The 22508-nt window shown below is 68.8% G+C and carries 23 protein-coding genes; 13 read left to right on the top strand and 10 right to left on the bottom strand.

Annotated elements, in window-relative coordinates:
* Positions 1-173: 173 nt before the first annotated feature.
* Together FE811_RS19190 and rsmI are read right to left on the bottom strand one after the other, a co-directional pair.
* Positions 174-587: a YraN family protein gene (locus FE811_RS19190; protein ID WP_116220918.1), complete on the bottom strand. Its 414-nt coding sequence runs from the start codon at positions 585-587 to the stop codon at positions 174-176.
* On the bottom strand, positions 584-1492 hold the full coding sequence (gene rsmI / locus FE811_RS19185) for a 16S rRNA (cytidine(1402)-2'-O)-methyltransferase (protein WP_116220917.1): 909 nt from the start codon (positions 1490-1492) through the stop codon (positions 584-586). Before rsmI ends, FE811_RS19190 begins: the two co-directional genes overlap by 4 nt.
* Before the next feature lie 102 nt (positions 1493-1594).
* On the opposite strand from rsmI, the gene FE811_RS19180 reads away from it, so the two are divergent.
* Genes FE811_RS19180 through murJ form a run of 3 tightly spaced genes read left to right on the top strand, consistent with a single transcriptional unit; the run spans position 1595 to position 7165 of the window.
* The gene (locus tag FE811_RS19180; protein ID WP_036759656.1) at positions 1595-2797 is read left to right on the top strand and encodes a penicillin-binding protein activator; all 1203 of its coding nucleotides are present in this window, start codon (positions 1595-1597) and stop codon (positions 2795-2797) included.
* Between the two features lie 2 nt (positions 2798-2799).
* Positions 2800-5610, top strand: coding sequence for a [protein-PII] uridylyltransferase (locus FE811_RS19175; protein ID WP_114536425.1), 2811 nt, complete (start codon positions 2800-2802; stop codon positions 5608-5610).
* A gap of 10 nt (positions 5611-5620) precedes the next feature.
* A complete protein-coding gene (gene murJ, locus FE811_RS19170) occupies positions 5621-7165 on the top strand; it encodes a murein biosynthesis integral membrane protein MurJ (protein WP_116220916.1) in 1545 nt (514 codons plus the stop codon).
* Here the strand turns inward: murJ and FE811_RS19165 are convergent.
* Positions 7156-7872: a rhomboid family intramembrane serine protease gene (locus FE811_RS19165; RefSeq protein WP_240540435.1), complete on the bottom strand. Its 717-nt coding sequence runs from the start codon at positions 7870-7872 to the stop codon at positions 7156-7158. The genes murJ and FE811_RS19165 overlap by 10 nt on opposite strands.
* 80 nt (positions 7873-7952) lie before the next feature.
* On the opposite strand from FE811_RS19165, the gene trpS reads away from it, so the two are divergent.
* The gene (trpS, locus tag FE811_RS19160) at positions 7953-8972 is read left to right on the top strand and encodes a tryptophan--tRNA ligase (RefSeq protein WP_036759659.1); all 1020 of its coding nucleotides are present in this window, start codon (positions 7953-7955) and stop codon (positions 8970-8972) included.
* An 86-nt stretch (positions 8973-9058) separates the two neighbouring features.
* A complete protein-coding gene (bmt, locus tag FE811_RS19155; RefSeq protein WP_072464084.1) occupies positions 9059-10018 on the top strand; it encodes a betaine--homocysteine S-methyltransferase in 960 nt (319 codons plus the stop codon).
* Here the strand turns inward: bmt and FE811_RS19150 are convergent, their stop codons facing one another.
* Positions 10019-11101, bottom strand: coding sequence for a PA0069 family radical SAM protein (locus FE811_RS19150; RefSeq protein WP_036759661.1), 1083 nt, complete (start codon positions 11099-11101; stop codon positions 10019-10021).
* Between the two features lie 143 nt (positions 11102-11244).
* Between FE811_RS19150 and FE811_RS27560 the strand changes: the two genes are divergently transcribed.
* A complete protein-coding gene (locus tag FE811_RS27560) occupies positions 11245-11409 on the top strand; it encodes a hypothetical protein (RefSeq protein WP_166435398.1) in 165 nt (54 codons plus the stop codon).
* 73 nt (positions 11410-11482) lie between these two features.
* Here the strand turns inward: FE811_RS27560 and FE811_RS19145 are convergent, their stop codons facing one another.
* The 3 genes from FE811_RS19145 to FE811_RS19135 all read right to left on the bottom strand — a co-directional run bounded on the left by FE811_RS19145 (position 11483) and on the right by FE811_RS19135 (position 12996).
* On the bottom strand, positions 11483-11758 hold the full coding sequence (locus tag FE811_RS19145; RefSeq protein WP_240540434.1) for a hypothetical protein: 276 nt from the start codon (positions 11756-11758) through the stop codon (positions 11483-11485).
* Between the two features lie 164 nt (positions 11759-11922).
* Positions 11923-12519, bottom strand: a complete 597-nt coding sequence (locus FE811_RS19140; RefSeq protein ID WP_114536421.1) for an HNH endonuclease — start codon at positions 12517-12519, stop codon at positions 11923-11925.
* Positions 12520-12675: 156 nt separating this feature from the next.
* Positions 12676-12996, bottom strand: a complete 321-nt coding sequence (locus tag FE811_RS19135) for a multidrug efflux SMR transporter (RefSeq protein WP_072464083.1) — start codon at positions 12994-12996, stop codon at positions 12676-12678.
* 97 nt (positions 12997-13093) lie between these two features.
* Here FE811_RS19135 and FE811_RS19130 point away from each other — a divergent pair, with 97 nt between their 5' ends.
* Entirely contained in the window at positions 13094-13525 is a 432-nt protein-coding gene (locus FE811_RS19130) for a VOC family protein (RefSeq protein ID WP_116220914.1), read from the top strand.
* Positions 13526-13729: 204 nt separating this feature from the next.
* Here FE811_RS19130 and FE811_RS19125 read toward each other — a convergent pair whose 3' ends face one another.
* Genes FE811_RS19125 through FE811_RS19115 form a run of 3 tightly spaced genes read right to left on the bottom strand, consistent with a single transcriptional unit; the run spans position 13730 to position 15659 of the window.
* The gene (locus tag FE811_RS19125) at positions 13730-14389 is read right to left on the bottom strand and encodes an alpha/beta hydrolase (protein WP_072464081.1); all 660 of its coding nucleotides are present in this window, start codon (positions 14387-14389) and stop codon (positions 13730-13732) included.
* A gap of 11 nt (positions 14390-14400) precedes the next feature.
* Positions 14401-15024 carry a DNA-3-methyladenine glycosylase gene (locus tag FE811_RS19120; RefSeq protein ID WP_116220913.1) on the bottom strand — a complete coding sequence of 208 codons (624 nt, stop codon included), beginning with the start codon at positions 15022-15024 and terminating at the stop codon, positions 14401-14403.
* The gene (locus FE811_RS19115; RefSeq protein WP_036759669.1) at positions 15024-15659 is read right to left on the bottom strand and encodes a GntR family transcriptional regulator; all 636 of its coding nucleotides are present in this window, start codon (positions 15657-15659) and stop codon (positions 15024-15026) included. Before FE811_RS19115 ends, FE811_RS19120 begins: the two co-directional genes overlap by 1 nt.
* Before the next feature lie 65 nt (positions 15660-15724).
* Between FE811_RS19115 and FE811_RS19110 the strand changes: the two genes are divergently transcribed.
* The 6 genes from FE811_RS19110 to purF all read left to right on the top strand — a co-directional run bounded on the left by FE811_RS19110 (position 15725) and on the right by purF (position 21685).
* A complete protein-coding gene (locus tag FE811_RS19110) occupies positions 15725-16411 on the top strand; it encodes a pyrimidine 5'-nucleotidase (protein WP_114536419.1) in 687 nt (228 codons plus the stop codon).
* A 41-nt stretch (positions 16412-16452) separates the two neighbouring features.
* Positions 16453-16650: a hypothetical protein gene (locus tag FE811_RS19105; RefSeq protein ID WP_036759671.1), complete on the top strand. Its 198-nt coding sequence runs from the start codon at positions 16453-16455 to the stop codon at positions 16648-16650.
* A gap of 42 nt (positions 16651-16692) precedes the next feature.
* Positions 16693-17883 carry a UbiH/UbiF family hydroxylase gene (locus tag FE811_RS19100; RefSeq protein WP_116220912.1) on the top strand — a complete coding sequence of 397 codons (1191 nt, stop codon included), beginning with the start codon at positions 16693-16695 and terminating at the stop codon, positions 17881-17883.
* Between the two features lie 150 nt (positions 17884-18033).
* Positions 18034-19398 carry a DNA repair protein RadA gene (gene radA / locus FE811_RS19095; RefSeq protein ID WP_036759673.1) on the top strand — a complete coding sequence of 455 codons (1365 nt, stop codon included), beginning with the start codon at positions 18034-18036 and terminating at the stop codon, positions 19396-19398.
* Positions 19399-19441: 43 nt separating this feature from the next.
* A complete protein-coding gene (locus FE811_RS19090) occupies positions 19442-20053 on the top strand; it encodes a CvpA family protein (protein WP_036759674.1) in 612 nt (203 codons plus the stop codon).
* 135 nt (positions 20054-20188) lie between these two features.
* The gene (gene purF, locus FE811_RS19085) at positions 20189-21685 is read left to right on the top strand and encodes an amidophosphoribosyltransferase (RefSeq protein WP_114536430.1); all 1497 of its coding nucleotides are present in this window, start codon (positions 20189-20191) and stop codon (positions 21683-21685) included.
* The last annotated feature ends 823 nt before the right edge of the window (positions 21686-22508 follow it).

The following is a 22508-nucleotide window of genomic DNA, read 5'->3' as shown; positions in this document are numbered from 1 at the left end:
TCGCCGCGGTAACAATCGGCCGGTTACACCGCATGTGAGCCCTGTCCCTCGCAGCCGCGCGACGCAGGCACCGCGGTCCTTCATCGGACCATGAGGCCAGCTTGCCGCTGCGATTCGGGTCGGACAGATGCGACGGGAAGCGTTCCTCGGGGGTCGGAAAACCTCATCGACCTTCAATTCGAGCCAAAGGCGTTCTCGATGATCTCGACGCGCCCGAACTGATCGACAAGGGCGGCATCGAAACGCATCGCGGTCAGCAACCCGGAAGGCAAGCGGCCGCAATACTCCAGCGCTGCATTGCAGATCCGCGCGATCTGCCGCGCACCGATCCGTTCCGCCGCCCCGGCGTGAAAGCGCGACTTCTTGACCTCGACGAAGGCATATTCGTCATCCTTGCGCAGGATCAGGTCGATTTCGCCGCCCCGCCCGCGCCAGCGCTCCGCCATGACCTCGTAACCGCGACGGCGATATTCCCGCGCCACCGATTCCTCGGCGAAACGGCCGGCGGAATGGGCAACGGCGCCTTGCCGGGCCTTCATGTCCAGGGCCGGAACCGGCGTCCCGCCGGAAATCCTTTCGAACCTCATTCCTGCTCCTTCTTCATCTCGAGCGCCAGCGCGTAGATTTCACGCCGGGGACGTCCGAACCGGGCCGCCACCTCTGCCGCCGCCTCCTTCACCGGCAGCCTGTCCAGCAGACCCGCCAGGGCCTCGCGCAAGCTGTTCTCGTCGGCGGCGACCGGCTCGGGGTGCCCGAACAGCACCACGATTTCGCCGCGCAACCCTTCGGGCGGGATCCGTTCCAGCAGTTCCGCCGCCGTGCCGCGCATCACCTCTTCGAATTTCTTCGTCAGTTCCCTGCAGATCACCGTAAGCCGATTCGCCTCAGCTTCGCACAAGTTCTCCAACAGTTGCTTAACGCGCCTGGGACTTTCGAAGACGATCACCGTCGCATCGACCTTGCGCCAGCTTTCGATCCAGCTGCGCCGCGCCCCGCCGGCGGCCGGGGGAAAGCCCACGAACAGGAACCGGTCGCTGGGCAGGCCCGAGACCGACAGCGCCGCCAGGGCCGCCGACGGGCCGGGCAGCGCCCGCACCGCAAAGCCCGCCTCGGCGGCATCCCGCGCAAGCCGGTAGCCGGGATCGGCGACCAGCGGCGTGCCCGCGTCCGAGGCATAGGCCACCGACCGCCCCTCGGCCAGGGCGGCCAGGATCGCCGGGCGCTGCCGGTCGGCGTTGTGGTCGTGATAGGCGAGGATGCGGCGGCCGCGCACCGGGATGCCGTGAATATCCATAAGATGCCGCAGGTTGCGGGTATCCTCGGCGGCCAGGACATCGGCGGTGTTGAGCACGTCGAGCGCGCGCAGCGTGATGTCCCTGGCCGAGCCGATCGGGGTCGCGACCAGGTAGAGCCCCGGTTCGGGCGACGCGGCCGAGACGGTCAGGGAAAGCGGCCGCGCGCCCGTCCCGGTTGTGCTGGCGCCATCCTCCATCGCGGTCCCTTTCGTTCTGCCGGGGCAAGTTGCCATGTCCCGAATATGCCAATAACCTGCCCTCATCAAACCCCCAGCCTCGATCCAACAGGGAATCACGCCATGACCGTCCTGAAAACGATCCGCGGCGCCTTCGACCTGCGCCGCCCGCTTGCGCGCGTCGGAGCTGTCCTTTCCGCCCTGGCGCTTGCCGCCTGCCAGCCGATCGAGATGGGGGCCTCGGGCCCGCAGACCGGCCAGAGCATCGACCCCTCGCAGCCGGTGCAGGTGGCGCTGCTGGTGCCGGGCGGCACGGGAAGCGCGGACCTGGACTGGCTGGCGCGTTCGCTCGGCAATTCCGCGAAGATGGCGGCGGCCGATGCGCGCGGCGCCACCATCGACCTGCGCATCTATGATGCGGGCTCCGAGCCGGGCACCGCGGTCGCCATGGCCAACCGCGCGGTGGCCGAGGGCGCCAAGATCATCCTGGGCCCGCTTTTCGCCGACAGCGCCAATGCGGTCGGCAACGCCATGGCGCCCCAGGGCGTGAACGTGCTGTCCTTCTCGAACAATACCGACATCGCCGGCGGCAATGTCTTCGTGCTGGGCAATACCTTCGACAACGTCGCCGACCGGCTGGTGAAATACGGCGTCAGGAACGGCAAGCGCCGCATCCTGATGGTGGCCGAGGACGACACCGCCGGCCAGGTCGGCGCCCGCGCCATCGAGCGGGCGATCCGCAGCAACGGCGCCACCCTGGCCGGGACGGCGGTGCATCCGCTGTCCCAGTCCGGCATCGACGCCATCGTGCCGAACGTCACCCAGGCGGCGCTGTCGGGCAATGTCGATGCGGTCTTCCTGACCGCGAACCAGGGCGCGGTGCTGCCCTATCTGACCGACAGGCTGGCCGATGCCGGCGTCACCTCGGCCACGGTGCAGATGATGGGGCTGACGCGCTGGGACCAGCCCTCGGCCCGGTTGCAGCTGCGCGGCGTGCAGGGCGGCTGGTTCGCCATTCCCGACACCACGATGAAGGCGCAGTTCGACCAGCGCTATCGCGCCGCCTATGGCGAGACGCCGCATGAGCTGGGCTCGCTGGCCTATGACGGCGTGGCCGCGATCGCGGCGCTGGTGCGGGCGGGCAACCGCAATGCGCTGACCACCTCGGGGCTGACGCAGAGCGCGGGCTTCGCCGGGGTCTCGGGCGCCTTCCGACTGAAGCGCGACGGCACCAACGAGCGCGCGCTGTCGGTCGCCACCGTGCGCGGCGGCCAGGTGGTGGTGCTGGATCCCGCACCGCGCAGCTTCGGCGGCTTCGGGTTCTGATCTTGAGCGCCAAGGACACCGACAGCCTGCCGCAAAGCGCCCCGGCCCTGCCTGGGGCGCATTCCCTGTTCAGCCCCGAAAGCTTCCTGCCCGCGCTGACCGAGGCGCTGAGCGGCATCGCCGAGCCGCGCGAGATCCGCGCGCGCACCGTCGCCATCCTCGCCCAGGCCCGCAGCGCCGCCATGGGCGACATCGCGGCGGGCTTCATGTCCCATCCCCGCGCCGCGCGCGAGACGGTGCGCGCCATCGCCAGCCTGACCGACGCCACCGTCGCGGCGATCCACCATGTCGCCACCACGATCCTGCATCCGCTGCTCAACCCGACCGATGCCGAGCGGCTGGCGGTGCTGGCCATCGGCGGCTACGGCCGGGCCGAGATGGCGCCGCAATCCGACGTGGACCTGCTGTTCCTGACGCCGTGGAAGGTCAGCGGCTGGGCCGAGAGCGTGGTGGAATCGATGCTCTACATGCTTTGGGATCTGAAGCTGAAGATCGGCCAGTCCACCCGCTCGATCGACGATTGCCTGCGGCTGGGCGCCGGCGACATCACCATCCGCACCAGCCTGCTGGAGCATCGGCTGATCTGCGGCCATGCCGCCGCCGCCGAAATCCTGCGCGACCGGCTGTGGGCCGAGCTTTTCGACAAGACCGTGCCCGAGTTCATCGAGGCCAAGCTGGCCGAGCGCGCCGAACGCCACCGCCGCCAGGGCGGTCAGCGCTACGTGCTGGAGCCGAACGTCAAGGAGGGCAAGGGCGGGCTGCGCGACCTGCAGACCCTCTACTGGATCGCGAAATACATCCACCGGGTCGACCGCGCCGTCGAACTGGTCGACCTGGGCTTCTTCACCCGCGAGGAGCATCTGACCTTCTGGCAGGCCGAGGACTTCCTCTGGGCCGTGCGCTGCCACCTGCACCTGATCGCCGGGCGGCCGCAGGACCAGCTGACCTTCGACATGCAGGTCGAGGTCGCCCGCCGCATGGGCTATCGCGACCTGGGCGGCCGGCGCGCGGTCGAGATCTTCATGCAGGACTATTTCCTGCACGCCACCCGCGTGGGCGAGCTGACGCGGGTCTTCCTGGTCGCGCTGGAGGCCCGCCACCTCTATCGCGCGCCGATCATGAACATCCTGTTCCAGCGCCGGCGCCGCGTCCGCGCCGGTTTCCGGATGGACCGGGGGCGGCTGACCTATGCCGACGAGCGGCAGTTCCTGTCCGACCCGCTGAACATCCTGCGGCTTTTCGAAGAGGCGCTCAGGACCGGCATCCTGATCCATCCCGACGCCATGCGCGCCGTCGCGGCCAACCTGGACAGCATCGACGACCGCATGCGCTCGGACCCCGAGGCGGTCAGGATCTTCCTCGACCTGCTGCTCAAGCACGGCAACCCCGAACGCTCGCTGCGGCGGATGAACGAACTGGGGGTGCTGGCCGCCTTCATCCCCGAATTCGCGCCGGTGGTGGCGATGATGCAGTTCAACGTCTATCACCACTACACGGTGGACGAGCACCTGATCCAATGCGTCGCCGCCCTGGCCGCCATCGAGCGCGGCGAGGATGCCGAGGATCTGCCCGTGGTCAGCAAGATCATGAAGGGCAAGGTGAACCGGCGGGTGATCTACCTGGCCGTGCTGCTCCATGACATCGGCAAGGGCCGGGCCGAGGATCACTCGATCCTGGGCGCGCGGCTGGCGCGGCGCATCTGCACCCGCTTCGGCCTGCCGGCGGACGAGATCGAGACCATCGAATGGCTGATCCGCAACCACCTGCTGATGTCGGACGTGGCGCAGAAGCGCGACATCGCCGATCCGCGCACGCTGCGCGACTTCGCCAAGGCGGTCAAGACCACCAAGCGGCTGGACATGCTGCTGGTGCTGACCGTCTGCGACATCCGCGGCGTCGGCCCCGGCACCTGGAACAACTGGAAGGCGATGCTGCTGCGCAAGCTGCACCAGGAAACCAAGCTGGCGCTGGAAAACGGCCTCGAGGAGCTGAACCGCGACAAGCGCATCGGCGAGGCCAAGCGGTCGCTGCGCCACCTGCTGACCGCCAAGGGCTGGGAGCCCAGGGCGATCAAGGCCGAACTGGGCCGGCATTACGACAACTATTGGCCGGGCCTGCCGACCGAGACGCAATATGTCTTTGCCGAGATGCTCAAGGATCTGGGCGAGGACGAGATCCGCACCGACCTGCATCCCGACACCGACCGCGACGCAACGCGGGCGGCCTTCGTGCTGGCCGACCATCCCGGCATCTTCTCGCGCATGGCGGGGGCGCTGGCGCTGGTGGGCGCCAATATCGTCGATGCGCGCACCTATACCACCAAGGACGGTTTCGCGACCGCGGTGTTCTGGTTGCAGGATGCGGACGGCCATCCCTATGCCGCCGACCGGCTGCCGCGGCTGCGCACCATGATCCAGCGCACCCTGGGCGGCGAGATCGTCGCGCGCGAGGCCCTGGCCGGCCGCGACAAGCCCAAGAAGCGCGAGGCCGCCTTCCGCTTCCCGACCCATGTCACCTTCGACAACGAAGCCTCCGACGTCTATACGGTGATCGAGGTCGATACCCGCGACCGGCCCGGCCTGCTCTACGACCTGACCCGGACCCTGGCCGACAACCACATCCAGATCGCCAGCGCCGTGATCGCCACCTTCGGCGCGCAGGTGGTCGACACCTTCTATGTCAAGGACATGTTCGGGCTGAAGCTGCACCAGCCGGGCCGCCGCGAGGCGCTGGAAAAGAAGCTGCGCCAGGCGATCAAGGACGGGGCCGAGCGCGCCGAACGCGCCGAGCGCCCGCTGGGCGGATCGTTCTGAGGGACAGGGGATGCAACCGATCAGACTAATCCGGGGCTTTCTCTCGGTGGGGGCATGGACTCTGGCCAGCCGCGTCGTGGGCTTCGTGCGCGACGTGATGATCGCGGCCTACCTGGGCACCGGCCCGGTGGCGCAGGCCTATATCGTCGCCTTCACCCTGCCCAACATGTTCCGCCGCTTCTTTGCCGAGGGCGCCTTCAACACCGCCTTCGTGCCGATGTTCGCCAAGCGGCTGGAAAGCGGCGAGAACCCGCGCGGCTTTGCCGAGGAAGCCTTCGCCGGGCTGGCCACGGTGGTCCTGGCGGTCTCGCTGATCGCGCATATCGCCATGCCCTGGCTGGTGCTGATGCAGGCGGCGGGCTTTCAGGGCGACGAGCGCTTCGACCTGGCGGTGATCTATGGCCGGATCTGCTTTCCCTATATCCTGTTCATCTCGCTGACGGCACTGCTTTCGGGGCTGCTGAACGCGGGCGGGCGTTTCATGGCGGCGGCGGCCGCGCCGGTGCTGATGAACTTCATCCTGATCGCGGCCATGCTGCTGGCGGATCGCCATGGCTGGGACATGGGATTGGCCATGGCTTGGTCCACGCCGGTTTCGGGGCTAGCGCAGCTTTTCACCGTCTGGTGGGCGGCCAAGCGCATGGGCTTTGCGCTGCGCCTGCGCCGGCCGCGGCTGTCGCCGGACATGCGCCGGCTGCTGGCCGTGGCGGCGCCCGCGGTGCTGGCGGGCGGCGTGGTGCAGGTCAACCTGCTGGTCGGCCGCCAGGTCGGCTCGTTCTTCGACCGCGGCATCGCCTGGCTGACCAATGCCGACCGGCTGTATCAGCTGCCGCTGGGCGTCGTCGGCATCGCCATCGGCATCGTGCTGCTGCCCGACATCTCGCGCCGGCTGAAGAACGGCGACACCGGCGGCGGCCGCCACGCCTATAACCGCGCCGCGGAATTTGCGCTGTTCCTGACCGTTCCGGCGGCCGTGGCGCTGGTGATCGCGGCCTATCCGCTGATCTCGGTGCTGTTCCGGCGCGGCGCCTTTCTGACCGCCGATGTCGGCCCGACCGCGATGGCGCTGGCGATCTATGGCCTAGGGCTGCCGGCCTTTGTCCTGCAAAAGGTGCTGCAACCCTTGTATTTCGCGCGCGAGGACACCCGCACCCCGTTCCGCTTCGCGGTCTGGTCCATGGTGATCAATGCGGTGGTGGCGCTGGGGCTTGCGCCCTTCATCGGCTTTTCCGCCGCCGCCTGGGGCACCACCATCGCCGGCTGGACCATGGCGGCGCAGCTGTGGCGCGGCACCCGCGCCTTTGGCGAGGCGGCCGCGCTTGACGACCGCTTCCGCCACCGCCTGCCCCGCATCTGCGCCGCCTCCGCCGTCATGGGCGCGGTGATCTGGGGGCTGATGCTGGCCTTGGGCGATGCGCTGGAGCAGCCCGGCACCCGCTATCTGGCGCTGTCCGCGCTGGTCTTCGGCGGGCTGGCCGCCTATGGCGCGGCGGCGCTGGTCCTTGGCGCCTTCCGCCCCTCGGACCTGCGCGCGGGCCTGCGCCGTCAGCGCTGACGGATCTGGCGCATCACCCGCGCGATCCCGCCCGGCACCAGCACGAAGGACAAAAGGAAGCCGCAGCAGAAACCGGCGATCTCGGCGATCCAGGTCAGGCTGCCGTCCTGGAACAGGATGGCGAAGACCAGCTGGAAGGCCAGCAGCATGCCGATCAGCACGAAGGCCCGCAGCCGGTTCGCGTTCTCCTGCCCCAGCCGGGTCCAGAGCAGGAAGGTAAAGGCGCCGACGAAACCATAGACCGCCGGATAGCCGCCGATCAGCGCCTGGAAGCGGAATTGCGGCAAAAGCCCCGCGGCCAGCGTATAGACCAGCGCGCCGCCGATGGCCGAGCCGAAGAACAGCGCGGCCACCGCCCAGGCGCGGAACTGATGCGCGATCAGGTTCCCCAGGGCCAGGGTAAAGACGATGACGAACAGTGCATGCGTCAGCGACAGATGCACGAAGGAATAGGTCAGGATGCGCCAGCTCTGGTCCAGCACCACCATGCGCATCTGCCACAGCCGCAGCACCAGCTCGGGGATATAGGCGGTGCGCTCGACCGCGATCTGGCGCATGGCAAGGCCGGCGCCCGGCCCGCCGCCGCCAAGAAAGCCCATCTGGGCCAGGCCGAACACCGCCTCGCAGGCGATCATCGGCAGGGCGATCATCCATACCACGGCGGGCACGGGGTTCAGGGGCGATTCGTCGTAACCGGGTCGCATCATGGCTCCTTTCCAGTGGGCTGTTGCGCCCGGACGGGGCAAGGGGTAAGCCAGCCACCGGGATTTTCCAAGCAGGTAGTGCCATGACCACGAGCTTCGCCAAGCGCATCTTTTCCGGCATCCAGCCCTCGGGCGGGCTGACGCTGGGCAATTACCTGGGCGCGCTGAAACGCTTTGCGGACTATCAGGGCAAGGGGGCCGAAACGATCTATTGCGTCGTGGACCTGCATGCGATCACCGTCTGGCAGGATCCCGAAAAGCTGCGCCACAACACCCGCGAGGTCGCGGCCGCCTTCATGGCCTCGGGCGTGGACCCCGAGGTCTCGATCCTGTTCAACCAGAGCCAGGTCAGCCAGCACGCCGAACTTGCCTGGCTTTTCAATACCGTGGCGCGGGTGGGCTGGATGTATCGCATGACCCAGTTCAAGGACAAGGCCGGCAAGAACAGCGAAAATTCCAGCCTGGGCCTGCTGGCCTATCCGTCGCTGATGGCCGCCGACATCCTGGCCTATCACGCCACCGCCGTCCCGGTGGGCGAGGACCAGAAGCAGCACCTTGAACTGACCCGCGACATCGCCGCCAAGTTCAACCACGACTACGGCGTCGATTTCTTCCCGATCACCGAGCCGCTGATCGAGGGCACGGCGACCCGCGTCATGTCCCTGCGCGACGGCAGCAAGAAGATGTCGAAATCCGATCCTTCGGACGCCAGCCGCATCAACCTGACCGACGATGCCGACGCCATCGCGCAGAAGATCCGCAAGGCGCGCACCGATGCCGACCCGCTGCCGGGGTCGATGGAGGGGCTGAAGGACCGGCCCGAGGCGAAGAACCTGGTCAACATCTACGCCGCGCTGACCGGCGAGAGCGGCGACCAGGTGCTGGCGCGGTTCGAGGGCCAGGGCTTCGGCGCCTTCAAGCCGGCCTTGGCCGAGGTCGCGGTCGAGGCGCTGGCGCCGATCACCCGGCGCATGACCGATTTCATGGCCGACCCGGCCGAGATCGACCGCATCCTGGGCCGCGGCGCCGGCCAGGCCGAGGCCATCGCCCACCCGATCGTCGAGCGCACCAAGGACATCATGGGCATGATCCGCTCGCGCTGAGCGCCGGGCAGTCCCACCGAATGTTTCAATGACTTCCCCGCAGGATGGGCTATGATTCCCCATCCTGCCGCAAAACGGGAAAAACCATGCCTGATCAATTGTCGAGGATGCTCGGCGAACGCCCATGGTTGCTGGCCGATGGGGCGACCGGGACCAATCTTTACAACATGGGGCTGGCATCGGGCCAGGCGCCGGACCTGTGGTGCGAGACCCATCCCGACAAGGTGCGCGCGCTGCACCGGCAGATGATCGCCTCGGGCGCGGACATCATCCTGACCAACAGCTTCGGCGCCAATGCCAGCCGGCTGCGGCTGGCCAAGGCGCAGGACCGCGTGGCCGCGCTGAACCGCGCCGCCGCCCGCCTGGCGCGCGAGGCCGCGGCCGAGGTCGGCCGCGCCGTCGTCGTCGCCGGCTCGGTCGGCCCCATCGGCGAGATCATGGCCCCCATGGGCCGGCTGACCGAGGCCGATGCCACCGCCATGTTCACCCAGCAGGCGCAGGCGCTGAAAGAGGGCGGCGCCGACGTGCTGTGGATCGAGACGATCAGCGCCGCCGAGGAAATGCGCGCCGCCGCCAAGGCCGCGCAAAGCGTCGGCATGCCCTGGTGCGGCATGATGAGCTTTGAGCCGGGCGGGCGCAGCATGATGGGGGTGACGCCGCCGCAGCTTGCCTCGCTGATCGACCGGCTGCCGCATCCGCCCCTGGCCTATGGCGCGAATTGCGGCACCGGCCCGGCCGAGCTGCTGCTGGCCGTGGCCGGGTTCGCCGCCTCGGGCAACGAGCGCCCCCTGATCGCCAAACCCAATGCCGGGGTGCCGCGCTATCAGGACGGCGGGCTGATCTATGACGCGACGCCCGAGGTCATGGCCGAATTCGCCGTGCTGGCGCGCGACATGGGCGTGCGCATCATCGGCGGCTGCTGCGGCACCACGCCCGCGCATCTGGCCGCCATGCGCGATGCGCTGGTCGCCGCGCCGCGCGGCCCGCGCCCCTCGCCCGAACGCATCTCGGCCCGCATCGCCCAGGCCATGGGGCCGGGCGAATAGTCAGAACAGCGACAGCTGGTCCCCCGCCCTGGGCGGCGGGCCGAAGCGGCTGCAATCCAGCACTTCGGATTCGCGCTGCAATCCCAGCCGCTTGCGGGCCAGGCGGAAACGCTGCAGCAGCAGGCCGGCCTCGGGCCCCTCGCCGCGCATGCGGCTGCCGAAACGCGGGTCGTTGTCGCGCCCGCCGCGCATCGCCTGCACCCGCGCCATGACATGCGCGGCCTTGCCGGGATGATGGCGCTCCAGCCAGTCGCGGAACAGGGGCGCCACCTCCAGCGGCAGGCGGATCGGGATCATGCTGGCCGCGGTCGCCCCGGCATCGCGGGCGGCCTGCATGATGCGCTCGACCTCATGCTCGGTCAGCACCGGGATCACCGGCGCCACCATGACGCGGACCGGAACCCCTGCCCCGGCCAGCGCTCGGATCATGCGCAGCCGGGTCGCCGGCGCCGGCGCGCGCGGCTCCATCTGCCGCGCCAGTTCCGCGTCCAGCGTGGTGATCGAGACCCCGGCCAGCACCTGCCCCCTGGCCGCCATCGCCCCCAGCAGGTCCACGTCGCGCATGACGGTCGCGCCCCGCGTCACCAGGCTCAGCGGGTGGTTCCAATCGTGCAGAACCTGCAGGCAGCCGCGCATGATGCCCAGCTTGGCCTCGATGGGCTGGTAGGGATCGGTATTGGTGCCGAAGGCGATGGGCGCGACGGCATAGCCGCGCCGGCCGATCTCGGCCTCCAGCAATTCGGGGGCATTGGGCTTGGCGACGATCCGCGTCTCGAAATCCAGCCCCGGCGACAGGCCCAGATAGGCATGGCTCGGCCGGGCGAAGCAATAGATGCAGCCATGCTCGCAGCCGCGATAGGGGTTGATCGAGCGGTCGAAGGAAATGTCGGGCGACGTGTTGCGGGCGATGATCGAGCGCGCCCGCTCCTGCGTGACCTCGGTGCGCAGCAGGTCCTGCTCTTCGGGGATGTCCCAGCCGTCATGCTCGCGCTCGGTCCGGTAGGGCTCGAAGCGCGCGGCGGGGCGCGAGTCGGCGCCGCGGGCGCGCAGGATCTCGTCGGGATTGCGGGGTGGCAGGCTCATGCCGCCAGACTAGAACATTACGTGAACATTTTCCAGATCGCGCCGCGAAAGCGCAGCTGGAATCGGCAGCGGAACGCGCAAAGCCGGATCGGGGCTTTTCGGCGCGCCCCGGCGGGGCCATATTGAAGGCAACGGAGGATGCCATGCCGCTGCCGCATTTCCTGATCCTGATCCTTGCCGTGATCCTGGCCGCCGGGCTGACGATCTGGGCTGCAAGCGCCATCGGCATTCCGCTGTTCGCGCTGGGGTTCCTGGCGCTGCTGGCGGCGGCGATCGCGCATCTGACGACGCGCGATCACCGAAGCTAGTCACCCCGCCACAACAGGCGGGCGGGTTGGAGAAAGGGCGCTGCTGGCGCCGTTTTCCGTTTTTTCTGCGGCGTCACGCCGCGGCATTGCCCGGCTTCTCGGCGCTTTCCTTGACGGCCGAAAGCGCCGCCTCTTCCGTCCAAGCCCGCCCATTCGCATTCGGATCGTTCAGGACCGTCCAGGCCCAGGCGGCGACGCCCGGCTGTTTCGGATCGTGACAGATGCGCCCGACCGGCTCCTCATTGCGGCAAATGGTCCAGTCGCCCGAAACGGGTTTGCCGTCCACCACGGTCTGAATACGTGTCCACATACGAGATCCTTTCTTGTCTTTTCGTTGATCGCCCTGCATGGCCGCAACTTGCGGGCAGCCATGCGCGCGGACGATGGTCGCAGCGCCGGACGAATCCGAATCGGCGCGTCATCAGGCTTGATGTCATCACGCAAACCTGACGGTTTCTTTAACCGGCATTGCGCGGCGCTGCAATAAATCCGCTGCGTCCGGCGCGGCCGTGCCTAGTCCGACAGCAGTTCCGTATCCCAGTAGAGGAAATCCATCCAGCTTTCATGCAGGTGATTCGGCGGGAAGCGCCGGCCTATGGCATGCATCTCGTCGGGGGTGGGCCGGCGCGGCGGGCGGCGCAGCCGCAGCCCCGAATTCTTCAGCGATTTGTTGGCCTTCCTCAGGTTGCAGGGCGAACAGGCGGCGACGACATTCTCCCAGCTGGTCACGCCGCCGCGCGAACGCGGCACCACGTGGTCGAAGGTCAGCTCGCCCTTGGCGCCGCAGTACTGGCAGCAGAACTCGTCCCGCAGAAAAAGATTGAAGCGCGTGAAGGCCACGCGCTTCTGGGGTTTGACGTAATCTTTCAGCACGACGACCGAGGGGATGCGTATCGCGTGATGCTGGCTTCGCACCACCTCGTCATATTCGGCGATGATCTGGACCCGGTCCAGGAACACCGCCTTCACCGCCTCCTGCCAGGGCCAGAGCGACAGCGGATAGTAGCTGAGCGGTCTGAAGTCGGCGTTTAGAACCAGTGCGGGATGGTGGCGCGAGAAGGATGGCTCGCGCACGAATTGGGTTCGAAATTCGCCATGGTCGTCCAGCATCGGCCCTCGCTTCGCCTTGTCCGGGACGGGTCAGAACATGGCACCGACTATATATCGCGGCTCCGGGCTGACAAGTCCCTGAATATATGCCTGGCGCACAAATAGCCGGGGGGCGTGACAGGCGCGTGACAAGGACTGACTGGGGCTTGCCGCGCCTTATTGCGACGAGGCGATCTTCATCAGCACCAGCCCCGCCACGATCAGCACGGCGGCGACAAGGCGCAGCGCGTCGGCCGATTCGCCCAGCAGCAACACGCCCAGGACGAAGGTGCCGACCGCGCCGATGCCGGTCCAGATGACATAGGCGGTCCCCAGCGGCAGCACCTTCATCGACAGCGACAGGAACCAGACGCTGGCCACCATGGCGACCAGGGTGATCGCGGTGGGCCAGGGCCGGGTGAAGCCCTCGGACTGTTTCATGGCAAAGGCCCAGATCACCTCGAGCAATCCCGCCACGCCCAGATAGATCCATGCCATGCCGCGCCTCCGGTCCTTTCGGGCAAGCTGTCGCGCGCGGCGCGGCCAAGGTCAAGCCGGGCTGGCCTGCCCGGCGGATTGCTGGCAAGATCGGGCCATGACCAAGCCCCCGACAACGCCGCCCCGGCTGACCGGCACGCTGGAATCCGCGCTTTACGCCGAGGATCTGGGCGAGGCCGCCCGTTTCTGGACCGAGATCATCGGCCTGCCCGAGATCGCCCGCGTGCCCGGCCGGCACGTGTTCTTTCGCTGCGGGACGCAGGTGCTGCTGGTGTTCCGCGCCAGTGCGACGCGCGTGCCGCCCAAGCCCGATGCCCGCCTGCCCGTGCCGCCGCATGGCAGCGAGGGGCCGGGGCATTTCTGCATGGGCGCCGAGCCGGGCATGTTCGACGCCTGGCGCGCGCATCTGGAAGCGTCGGGGGTAGAGATCGAGGCCGATTTCTTCTGGCCCCAAGGCGGCCGGTCGCTGTATTTCCGCGACCCGGCCGGAAACTCCATCGAGATCGCCGATCCCGCCATCTGGGCGTGACCCGGCGGCTCGGCCGCAGGGATCAGCGGCGGGCGCGCACCGCCACGGGCTGCGGCGCCAGAAGACGCAGGGAAACCATGCCGGCCGGAATCAGGGCGATTGCGGTCATCCAGATCAGGGTCATGTGCGTTCTCCTCGTCTCATCCTCTTATCAGGAAGGTAGGAACTGCTGTTCCTTTCGCAAGTGCGAAATCGCTCAAAGCGTCACGACCTCGCGGCAAACCGCTCTTTCAGGAAGGCCAGCGCCACCGACAGCCCGTCGGGCGAGATGCCGTGGCCGGTGCCCTTCATCACATGGCCGTAGACGGTGAAGCCGGCCTTTTGCAGCGCCTCGCCGGCGATGCCCATGCTTTCGAAGGGCACGACCGGATCCTGGTCGCCATGGATCAGCAGGACCGGCGGCTTGACCCGCGCCTGCCCCGCCCCCTCGGGGTCCAGCAACCGGCCCGAGAAGCCGACCACCCCGGCGATCTCTTCGTCGCGCTGCGGCGCCACGGCCAGGGCCATCATCGTGCCCTGGGAAAAGCCGACCAGCGCCAGCCGGTCCGCCGCCAGCCCCTCATCCGCCAGGATCTTGTCCAGGAAGGCGTTGATGTCCTCGAAGGATTGCGCGGCCGAGGCCTGGGCCTGCGCCTCGGACGAGCCGTCCATCCAGGGGATCGGGAACCACTGATAGCCCATCGGATTGTTGAGGCAGGGCTCGGGCGCGTTCGGGGCATGGAAGGCAGTGCCGGGCAGATGCGGCGCCAGCGGATCGGCCAGGCCCAGCAGGTCGGCCCCGTCGGCGCCATAGCCGTGCAGGAAGACCACCACCGAATCGGCCTTGCGCGGGCCCTTGCGTTCGGATTTCAACTCGCGCGGCATCTCGTCCCCCTTCAGCGGACGCCCTCGCGCCCTTTCGCGACCCGGTCATAGGCCCAGAGCGCCCGGCCCGCAACCGCCCGCCAGGGCCGCCAGGGCTCGGCCAGTTCGGCCAGCGCCGCCGGGCGGGGCCGCTCGGCCAGGCCGTAGAGCAGCCGCGCCGCCTCGGCCAGCGCCAGGTCGCCCGAGGCGAAGGCATCGGCGCGGCCAAGCGCGAATTTCAGATAGATGTCGGCCGTCCAGCGCCCGATGCCGGGCAGCGCGGTCAGCCGGGCGATCACCTCGTCGTCGGGCAAGGCGCGCAGCCCCGCCCAATCAAGCTGCGCCGTGGCGATGCCGCGCAGATAGCGGATCTTCGGCCGCGACAGGCCGGCGGCGCGCAGCGCCTCGTCATCGGCGGCGGCGATCCCCGCCTCGTCGGCCAGGCCGGCCGCGGCCATGCGCGCGCCGATGGCATTCGCCGCCTGGACCGAGATCTGCTGCGAGACGACCGCATCGCGAATCGCCGGAAAGCCCTCGGGCCAGCGCCGCAGCGGCAGGGGCAGCAGCGCCGGCAATTCGCGCGCCCAGACCGGGCAGACCCGCATCAGATGCGCCGCGCCTTCCTCCAGGTCGGCGGCGGCGCGGATCTCGCGCATCAGCCCTCGTCCTCGTCGGCCAGCCGCGCCTCTTCCTTCAGCCGGGTCTCGAAGGCCATCGAGATATGGTGGCGCAGCGCCTGTTCGGCAGCCGGCCCGTCATGGGCGGCGATGGCCTCGACGATGGCCTGGTGCTCGTCCAGCGTGACCACGTCGCGGCCCTGCGCCGCCAGGCTGGTGCGCGCCATCAAGGCCATGCTGCGATGCACCAGGTCCAACTGCTGGACCAGATAGCGGTTGTGCGAGGCCAGGTGGATCTGGTGGTGAAAGCGACGATTGGCCCGCGCCAGCGCCTGCGGGTCGCCCAGGATGGCGCGGTCGTCCTCGACCATGCCGGCCAGGACGCGCACCTCCTCGGGCGTGGCGTGGCGCGCGGCCAGCCGCGCCGCCAGCGCCTCGAGTTCCGCGCGCACGGTGTAAAGCTCGGCCAGCTGGTTGTGGTCCAGCGTGGCAACGATCAGGCTGCGCCCGTCGCGCTTGAGCATGGACTGGGTCTCCAGCCGCTGCAAAGCCTCGCGGACCGGGGTGCGCGAGACGCCGAAGCGTTCGGCCAGCTCGGATTCGACCAGCCGGTCGCCGGGGCGGTAAATGCCATTGTCGATGGCCGAGAGGATCAGGGAATAGGCGTCTTTCATGGGACGCACGATCCGCGCTTGCAACGGCGATTGCAAGCGCCATGCCGCAGGTTTAGGCAGGGATCATGGATTTTCGGCATGTCACCACCTGGATCTTCGATCTGGACAACACCCTTTATGCGCCCGAGGTCAGGCTTTTCGCCCAGATCGAGCGGCGCATGACCGCCTTTGTCATGCGCGAGCTGCGCGTGACCGAGGCCGAGGCCAACCGGCTGCGCAACCATTACTGGCGCCAGCACGGCACCACGCTGGCGGGGCTGATGGCCGAGCATGGCGTCGATCCCCTGCCCTATCTGCGCGAGGTCCATGACATCGACTTCACCGTGCTGACGCCCGACCCGGCGCTGGCCGGGCTGATCTCGGCCCTGCCCGGCCGCAAGATCGTGCATACCAACGGCGACAGCGCCTATGCGGCGCGGGTGCTGGAACATCGCGGGCTGATGGTCTTCGACGCCATCCACGGCGTCGAGGAGGCGGATTTCCACCCCAAGCCCGACCCGCGCGCTTATGCCGCAGTCCAGGCCGCCGAGGGGTTCGACCCCGCCCAGGCCGCCATGTTCGAGGACGACCCCAGGAACCTCGCCATCCCGCATTCGCTTGGAATGCGGACGATTCTGGTCGGTGCGGGCCGCCACGGCCCGGACGAGCTGGCCCAGGATCACGACCACGGCCCGCATGTGCATTACCGCACCGGGGATCTGGGTGCCTTCCTGCACGGGCTTGCCGCAAGCCTAAGCTTGGGTAAGATCTGAAATTCGCCGACAGGAAACCGAAAAAAGAACAGGGAACGCGCATGTCCGAACCGCTTACTCCCGCCGAGGCCCAGGCCGAGGCGCGCACCGCCACCGCCCTTTACATCTTCGCGCTGCTGGTCGTCGTGCTGGCGGTTGTCGGCGTCCTGATCTGGGGCCTGCCGGCGCTCGGCATACTCGGCCTTGCGGCGACGCTGCTGATGTTCCTCATGCTCGGCGCCTATGCGGCCGGGTTCTAGGCCGACCCGCACCGACCCCCTCACCAGACCCGGCGCCAGACCATGCAGATCGACGATACCGAGATCCTCGTTTCCGGCGGCGGCATCGCCGGGCTGATCGCCGCGGCCGCCTTCGGCAGCGCCGGGCATTCCGTGACCTGCGTGGACCCCGCCCCGCCCGTGACCGAGGAAGGCGCCCAGGGCTCGGACCTGCGCAGCACCGCCTTCCTGCACCCCTCGATCGCGGTGCTGCAGGCAGCCGGGCTCTGGGACCGGCTCGCGCCGCATGCCACCGCGCTCCAGGTCATGCGCATCATCGACGCCGGCGGGAAACTGTCGCAGGCGCGGCTGACGCGCGATTTCGACGCATCCGAGATCTCGGACCAGCCCTTCGGCTGGAACCTGCCGAACTGGCTCCTGAAACGGGAAATCTCGGCCCGGCTCGCCAGCCTGCAAAACGTCCGCTTCCTGCCCGGCACCGGCACCGCGGGCCTGCTGGTCCGCGACAGCGAGGCGCTGGCCACCTTGACCGACGGCAGCCGCATCCGGGCCCGGCTGGTGATCGGCGCCGACGGGCGCAACTCGCCCACCCGCGAGGCGCTCGGCATCGGCACCCGCACGCTGCGCTATGGGCAAAAGGCGCTGGCCTTCGCCGTGACCCACGAACGCCCGCACGACAACGTCTCGACCGAGATCCACCGCTCGGGCGGCCCCTTCACCCTGGTCCCCCTGCCCGACCGCGACGGCAAGCCCTCCTCGGCCGTGGTCTGGATGGAGCGCGGCCCGGAAACCGCCCGGCTGCGCGCCCTGCCGCGCGAGGCATTCGAGGCGGAACTGAACCGCCGCTCGGCCGGCGTTCTGGGCCAGCTGACCCAGGCGACGCGGCTGACGGAATGGCCGATCATCAGCCAGATCGCCGACCGCTTCACCGGCCCCCGCACGGCACTGATCGCCGAGGCCGCGCATGTCGTCCCGCCCATCGGCGCGCAGGGGCTGAACATGAGCCTCGCCGATCTCGCCTCGCTCATCGACCTCTCGGCCGGCGATCCCGGCAGCGCCGCATCGCTTGCCGCCTACGAACGCCGCCGCCGCCCCGAGGCGCTGGCCCGGCTGATCGGCATCGACGCGCTGAACCGCGCCAGCATGATCTCGGCCCGCCCGCTGCGCGACCTGCGCGCCGCCGCCCTGGGCGGGCTCTATGCCGTCGCCCCGGTGCGCCGCATCATGATGCGCGCCGGCCTGGGCGTGACCTGAGCCCCTTCCACCGTTTCCCAAATACTCATCCGGCCGGCCCAGCCAGCACCGCCNCCGGACTTCTTCGTTCCCCAAATACCCAAGGGACCGCACCGCCGGGCGCGCCCTTCCCGGCTGGCGCGCGCCGGCGCAATCTGCCAGATAACGGCCATGGCCAAACCGATCACCGCCTTCACCTGCACCGCCTGCGGCGCCAGCCATCGCAAATGGGCCGGCCGCTGCGACGCCTGCGGCGCCTGGAACACCATCATCGAGGAAGCGCCGCTTTCCCAAGGCCCCGGCCGCGGCCTGGGCACGCTCAAGGGCAAGCCGATCCCGCTCTCGGGCCTTGCCACGCAGGACGCGCCGCCCCGGCGCGCCACCTCCGGCATCGCCGAGCTCGACCGGGTGCTGGGCGGCGGGCTGGTCCCCGGCTCGGCCATCCTCGTCGGCGGCGATCCGGGCATCGGCAAGTCCACCCTGCTGCTGCAGGCCGCCGCCGCCTTCGCCCGCGCCGGCCAGCAGGCGATCTATGTCTCGGGCGAGGAAGCCAGCGCCCAGGTCCGGCTGCGCGCGCAGCGCCTGGGCCTCGGCGACGCGCCCGTCCGCCTGGGCGCCGAGACCGCGCTGCGCGACATCCTGACCACGCTCGACGCCGAGCGGCCCGATGTCGCGGTGATCGACTCGATCCAGACGCTCTGGTCCGACCGGATCGAGGCCGCGCCCGGCTCGGTGGCGCAGGTCCGCGCCAGCGCCCATGAGCTTGTCACCTTCGCCAAGCGGCGCGGCACCTCGGTCATCCTCGTCGGCCATGTCACCAAGGAGGGCCAGATCGCCGGCCCGCGCGTGGTCGAGCACATGGTCGACACCGTGCTTTATTTCGAGGGCGAGCGCGGACACCAGTTCCGCATCCTGCGCGCCCACAAGAACCGCTTCGGCCCGGCGGACGAGATCGGCGTCTTCGAGATGACCGGCGGCGGGCTGGCCGAGGTCGCCAACCCCTCGGCGCTGTTTTTGTCCGAACGCGGCGAGGCCAGCGCCGGCTCTGCGGTCTTTGCCGGGATCGAGGGCACCCGCCCGGTGCTGACCGAGGTGCAGGCGCTGGTCGCTCCCTCGACATTGGCAAGTCCCCGCCGAACCGTGGTCGGCCTCGACTCCGGCCGGGTCTCGACCATCCTCGCCGTGCTCGAGGCGCGCTGCGCCGTCCCCTTCGCCGGCCTCGACGTTTTCCTCAATGTTGCCGGGGGGATGCGGGTCAGCGAACCCGCCGCCGACCTGGCCATCGCCGCCGCGCTCCTCAGCGCGCGCGAGGACGTGGCGCTGCCGCCCGAGGCGGTGCTTTTCGGCGAAATCAGCCTGTCGGGCGCCCTGCGCCCCGTCGCCCAGGCGGAAAACAGGTTGAAAGAGGCGCAGAAACTTGGTTTTTCACGGGCGATCCTGCCTTCGGCGACCAAGGTCGAGGGCGTGGCCGGGATGCGGATCGACCGCATCGCGGATCTGACAAGTTTCGTGGGCGAGACATTCGGCGCCGGATGAACTCGTCCCAAAGACGCGGGCAATCCCGCGAAAGGGCGTGAAAATGGACGGATTCACCATCATCGACGGCATCGTCGCAGCCGTGATCATCCTCTCGGCGATCCTGGCCTATGCGCGGGGATTCGTGCGCGAATCGCTGGCGATCCTCGGCTGGATCGGCGCGGCCGTGCTGGCCTTCATCTTCGCGCCGACGGTGCGGCCGATGGTGGCGCAGGTGCCGGGGCTCAACAAGTTCCTGGCCGACAGCTGCGAGCTTGCCACCATCGCCGGCTTCGCCGCGGTCTTCGCGCTGGCGCTGGTGCTGTTTTCCATCATCACGCCGCTGTTCTCCTCGGTCGTGCAGCGCTCGGCGCTTGGCGGCGTCGACCAGGGCATGGGGTTCCTCTTCGGCGTGGCGCGCGGCATCCTGCTCGTCGCCATCGCCTTCATCGTCTATGACCGGGTGATGGCCAGCCAGCCCGTGGCGGTGGTGGACAACTCCCGCTCGGCCCAGGTGTTCGAGCGCATGCGCGGCCAGATGGACCAGCAGATCCCGCAGGACGCGCCGGGCTGGGTGGTCAGCCGCTATGAACAGCTGGTGCGCAGCTGCGCCCCCACGGGCCAGCCGGTCGATGCGCAGACGCCGGCCCCCACCCCCGCCGCACCGGCGAATTGAGCCGATATGGCCAATTTGTGACATAAAATGCGCCCCGCGACGGCCGTGGGGCGTGACTTCGCCCGCATGACACCCTAGATTGGCGTCAAGCGTCCCCTTACCCAGCCCCCGGAATAGCCCCAAGAGTCGGTGATGATGCAGCCATTCCTTGCCCATCCCTTCGATTCCGACCGCCTGCACGAAGAATGCGGCGTGTTCGGCGTGATCGGAGTGACGGATGCCGCCAATTTCGTCGCCCTGGGGCTGCACGCCTTGCAGCACCGCGGGCAGGAGGCCGGCGGCATCGTCAGCCACGATGCCGAGCAGGGCTTCAACAGCGCCCATCGCTTCGGCTATGTGCGCGACAACTTCACCAAGCAAAGCCTGATGGAAACGCTGCCCGGCTCGCTCGCCATCGGCCATGTGCGCTATTCCACCGCCGGCACCAAGGCGGCGACGGCGATCCGCGACGTGCAGCCCTTCTTCGGCGAATTCGCCATGGGCGGCTGCGCCGTGGCGCATAACGGCAACATCACCAATGCCATGGCCCTGCGCCGCGAGCTGATCGAGCGCGGCTCGATCTTCCAGTCCTCCTCGGATACCGAATGCATCATCCACCTGATGGCGCGGTCCATCCAGCGCAACATCCCCGAGCGGATGAAGGACGCGCTGCGCCGGGTCGAGGGCGCCTTCGCGGTGATCGCCATGACCCGCACCAAGCTGATCGGCGTGCGCGACCCCCTGGGCGTGCGGCCGCTGGTGCTGGGCCGCATCGGCGACGATGGCTTCGTGCTGGCCTCGGAAACCTGCGCGCTCGACATCATCGGCGCCGAGTTCCTGCGCGAGATCGAGCCGGGCGAGATGGTGGTGATCTCCAAGGGCGAGGTCGAAAGCTCGCGCCCCTTCGGCCCTTCGACGGGGCGCTTCTGCATCTTCGAGCATGTCTATTTCTCGCGCCCCGATTCGATCATAGGCGGCCGTTCCGTCTATGAGACCCGGCGCCAGATCGGCGTGGAACTGGCCCGCGAGGCCCCGGTCGAGGCCGACCTGGTCTGCCCGGTGCCCGACAGCGGCACCCCGGCCGCCATCGGCTATGCCCATGAAAGCGGCATTCCCTTCGGCATGGGCATCATCCGCAACCAGTACATGGGCCGGACCTTCATCGAGCCGACCGAGCAGATCCGCAACATGGGCGTGCGGCTCAAGCTCAACGTCAACCGCGCGCTGGTCAAGGGCAAGCGGGTGGTGCTGGTGGACGATTCGGTGGTGCGCGGCACCACCTCGCGCAAGATCAAGGACATGATCCTGGACGCGGGCGCGGCCGAGGTGCATTTCCGCATCGCCAGCCCGCCCACCGCCTGGCCCTGCTTCTACGGCGTGGACACGCCCGACCGCGAAAAGCTGCTGGCCGCGCAGATGTCCGAGGAAGAGATGCGCGAATGGATCGGCGTCGATTCGCTGGCCTTCGTGTCGCTGGACGGGCTCTATCGCGCCGTGGGCGAGGCCAAGGGCCGCAACAATGCCTGCCCGCAATATTGCGACGCCTGTTTCTCGGGCGAATATCCCGTGGCGCCCTTCGACCAGCTCGAGCGCGGCTTTCGCATGAAATCCTCCGGCGCCCCCAGCCCCGTCACCGGCCACGCCGCGGAATGACGGCCCCGGCGATGCCGGGCTCCTGCCGAGAGCTGAGGGCCGGTATCGCCACGGGCACTCCCTCTTTCTGAGCGATGGTTGCCCGCGCGGGCGGGGCGAATGGTTCCGCCCTCGCAGGCGCCGGCTTTCCGGTTGCCAGACTGGGCGCTTTCGAGCAGATGTGCAGGCCCCGGCCATGTGCCGGTCAGGCCCGACAGCCGCAGGGACAGCAAGGCCCCCACGATACCGGACCATGCCGAGCGGAGGCCGCATCGCGACGGCCCTCCATCCTTCTTGAACGATTGGTTTGCCGGGGCGAGCGAGGCGAATGCTTCCGCCCTCGCAGACGCCGGCTTTCCAGCCGCCGGACTGGACGCTTTTGGACAGATGCGCATAGGCCGGCCATACGCCCGGCCTTCGGCAGGTCAGGCCAGACAACTGCAGGGGTGACAAGGCCCCCGACGATACCGAGCCATGCCGAACTAAGGGCCGATATCGCCACGGGCACTCTTTCATTCTGAACGCTTGTTCGCCCGCGCGGGCGAATGCCTCCTCCTTCGCAGACGCCGGCTTTCCGGTCGCCGGGCTAGGCGCTTTGGGACAGATGCGCAGGGGCTCTGGCCTTCGGCAGTTCGAGCCCGGCAACTGCGCAGGCGGCAAGGCGGCGCATCGCATCTCCTTGCCGGCATCGGAAATGGGCGATGCCGCTTACCCATTCCCGAAAAATGAAAAGAGCCGCATTGCGCGGCTCTTCCCGATATATCGCGGGGGCGGACCAGGGGGGTCGCCTTTCGCGGCCGCTCACTCGATCATGGGGAGGAGCTGGTCGATGGACTTCTTGGCG

The sequence above is a fragment of the Paracoccus sp. FO-3 genome (genome assembly GCF_006386455.1).
GTDB lineage: Bacteria > Pseudomonadota > Alphaproteobacteria > Rhodobacterales > Rhodobacteraceae > Paracoccus > Paracoccus versutus.
Note: the sequence above shows the minus strand (reverse complement) of the source record. Positions and strands in the feature narration are given on the sequence as shown.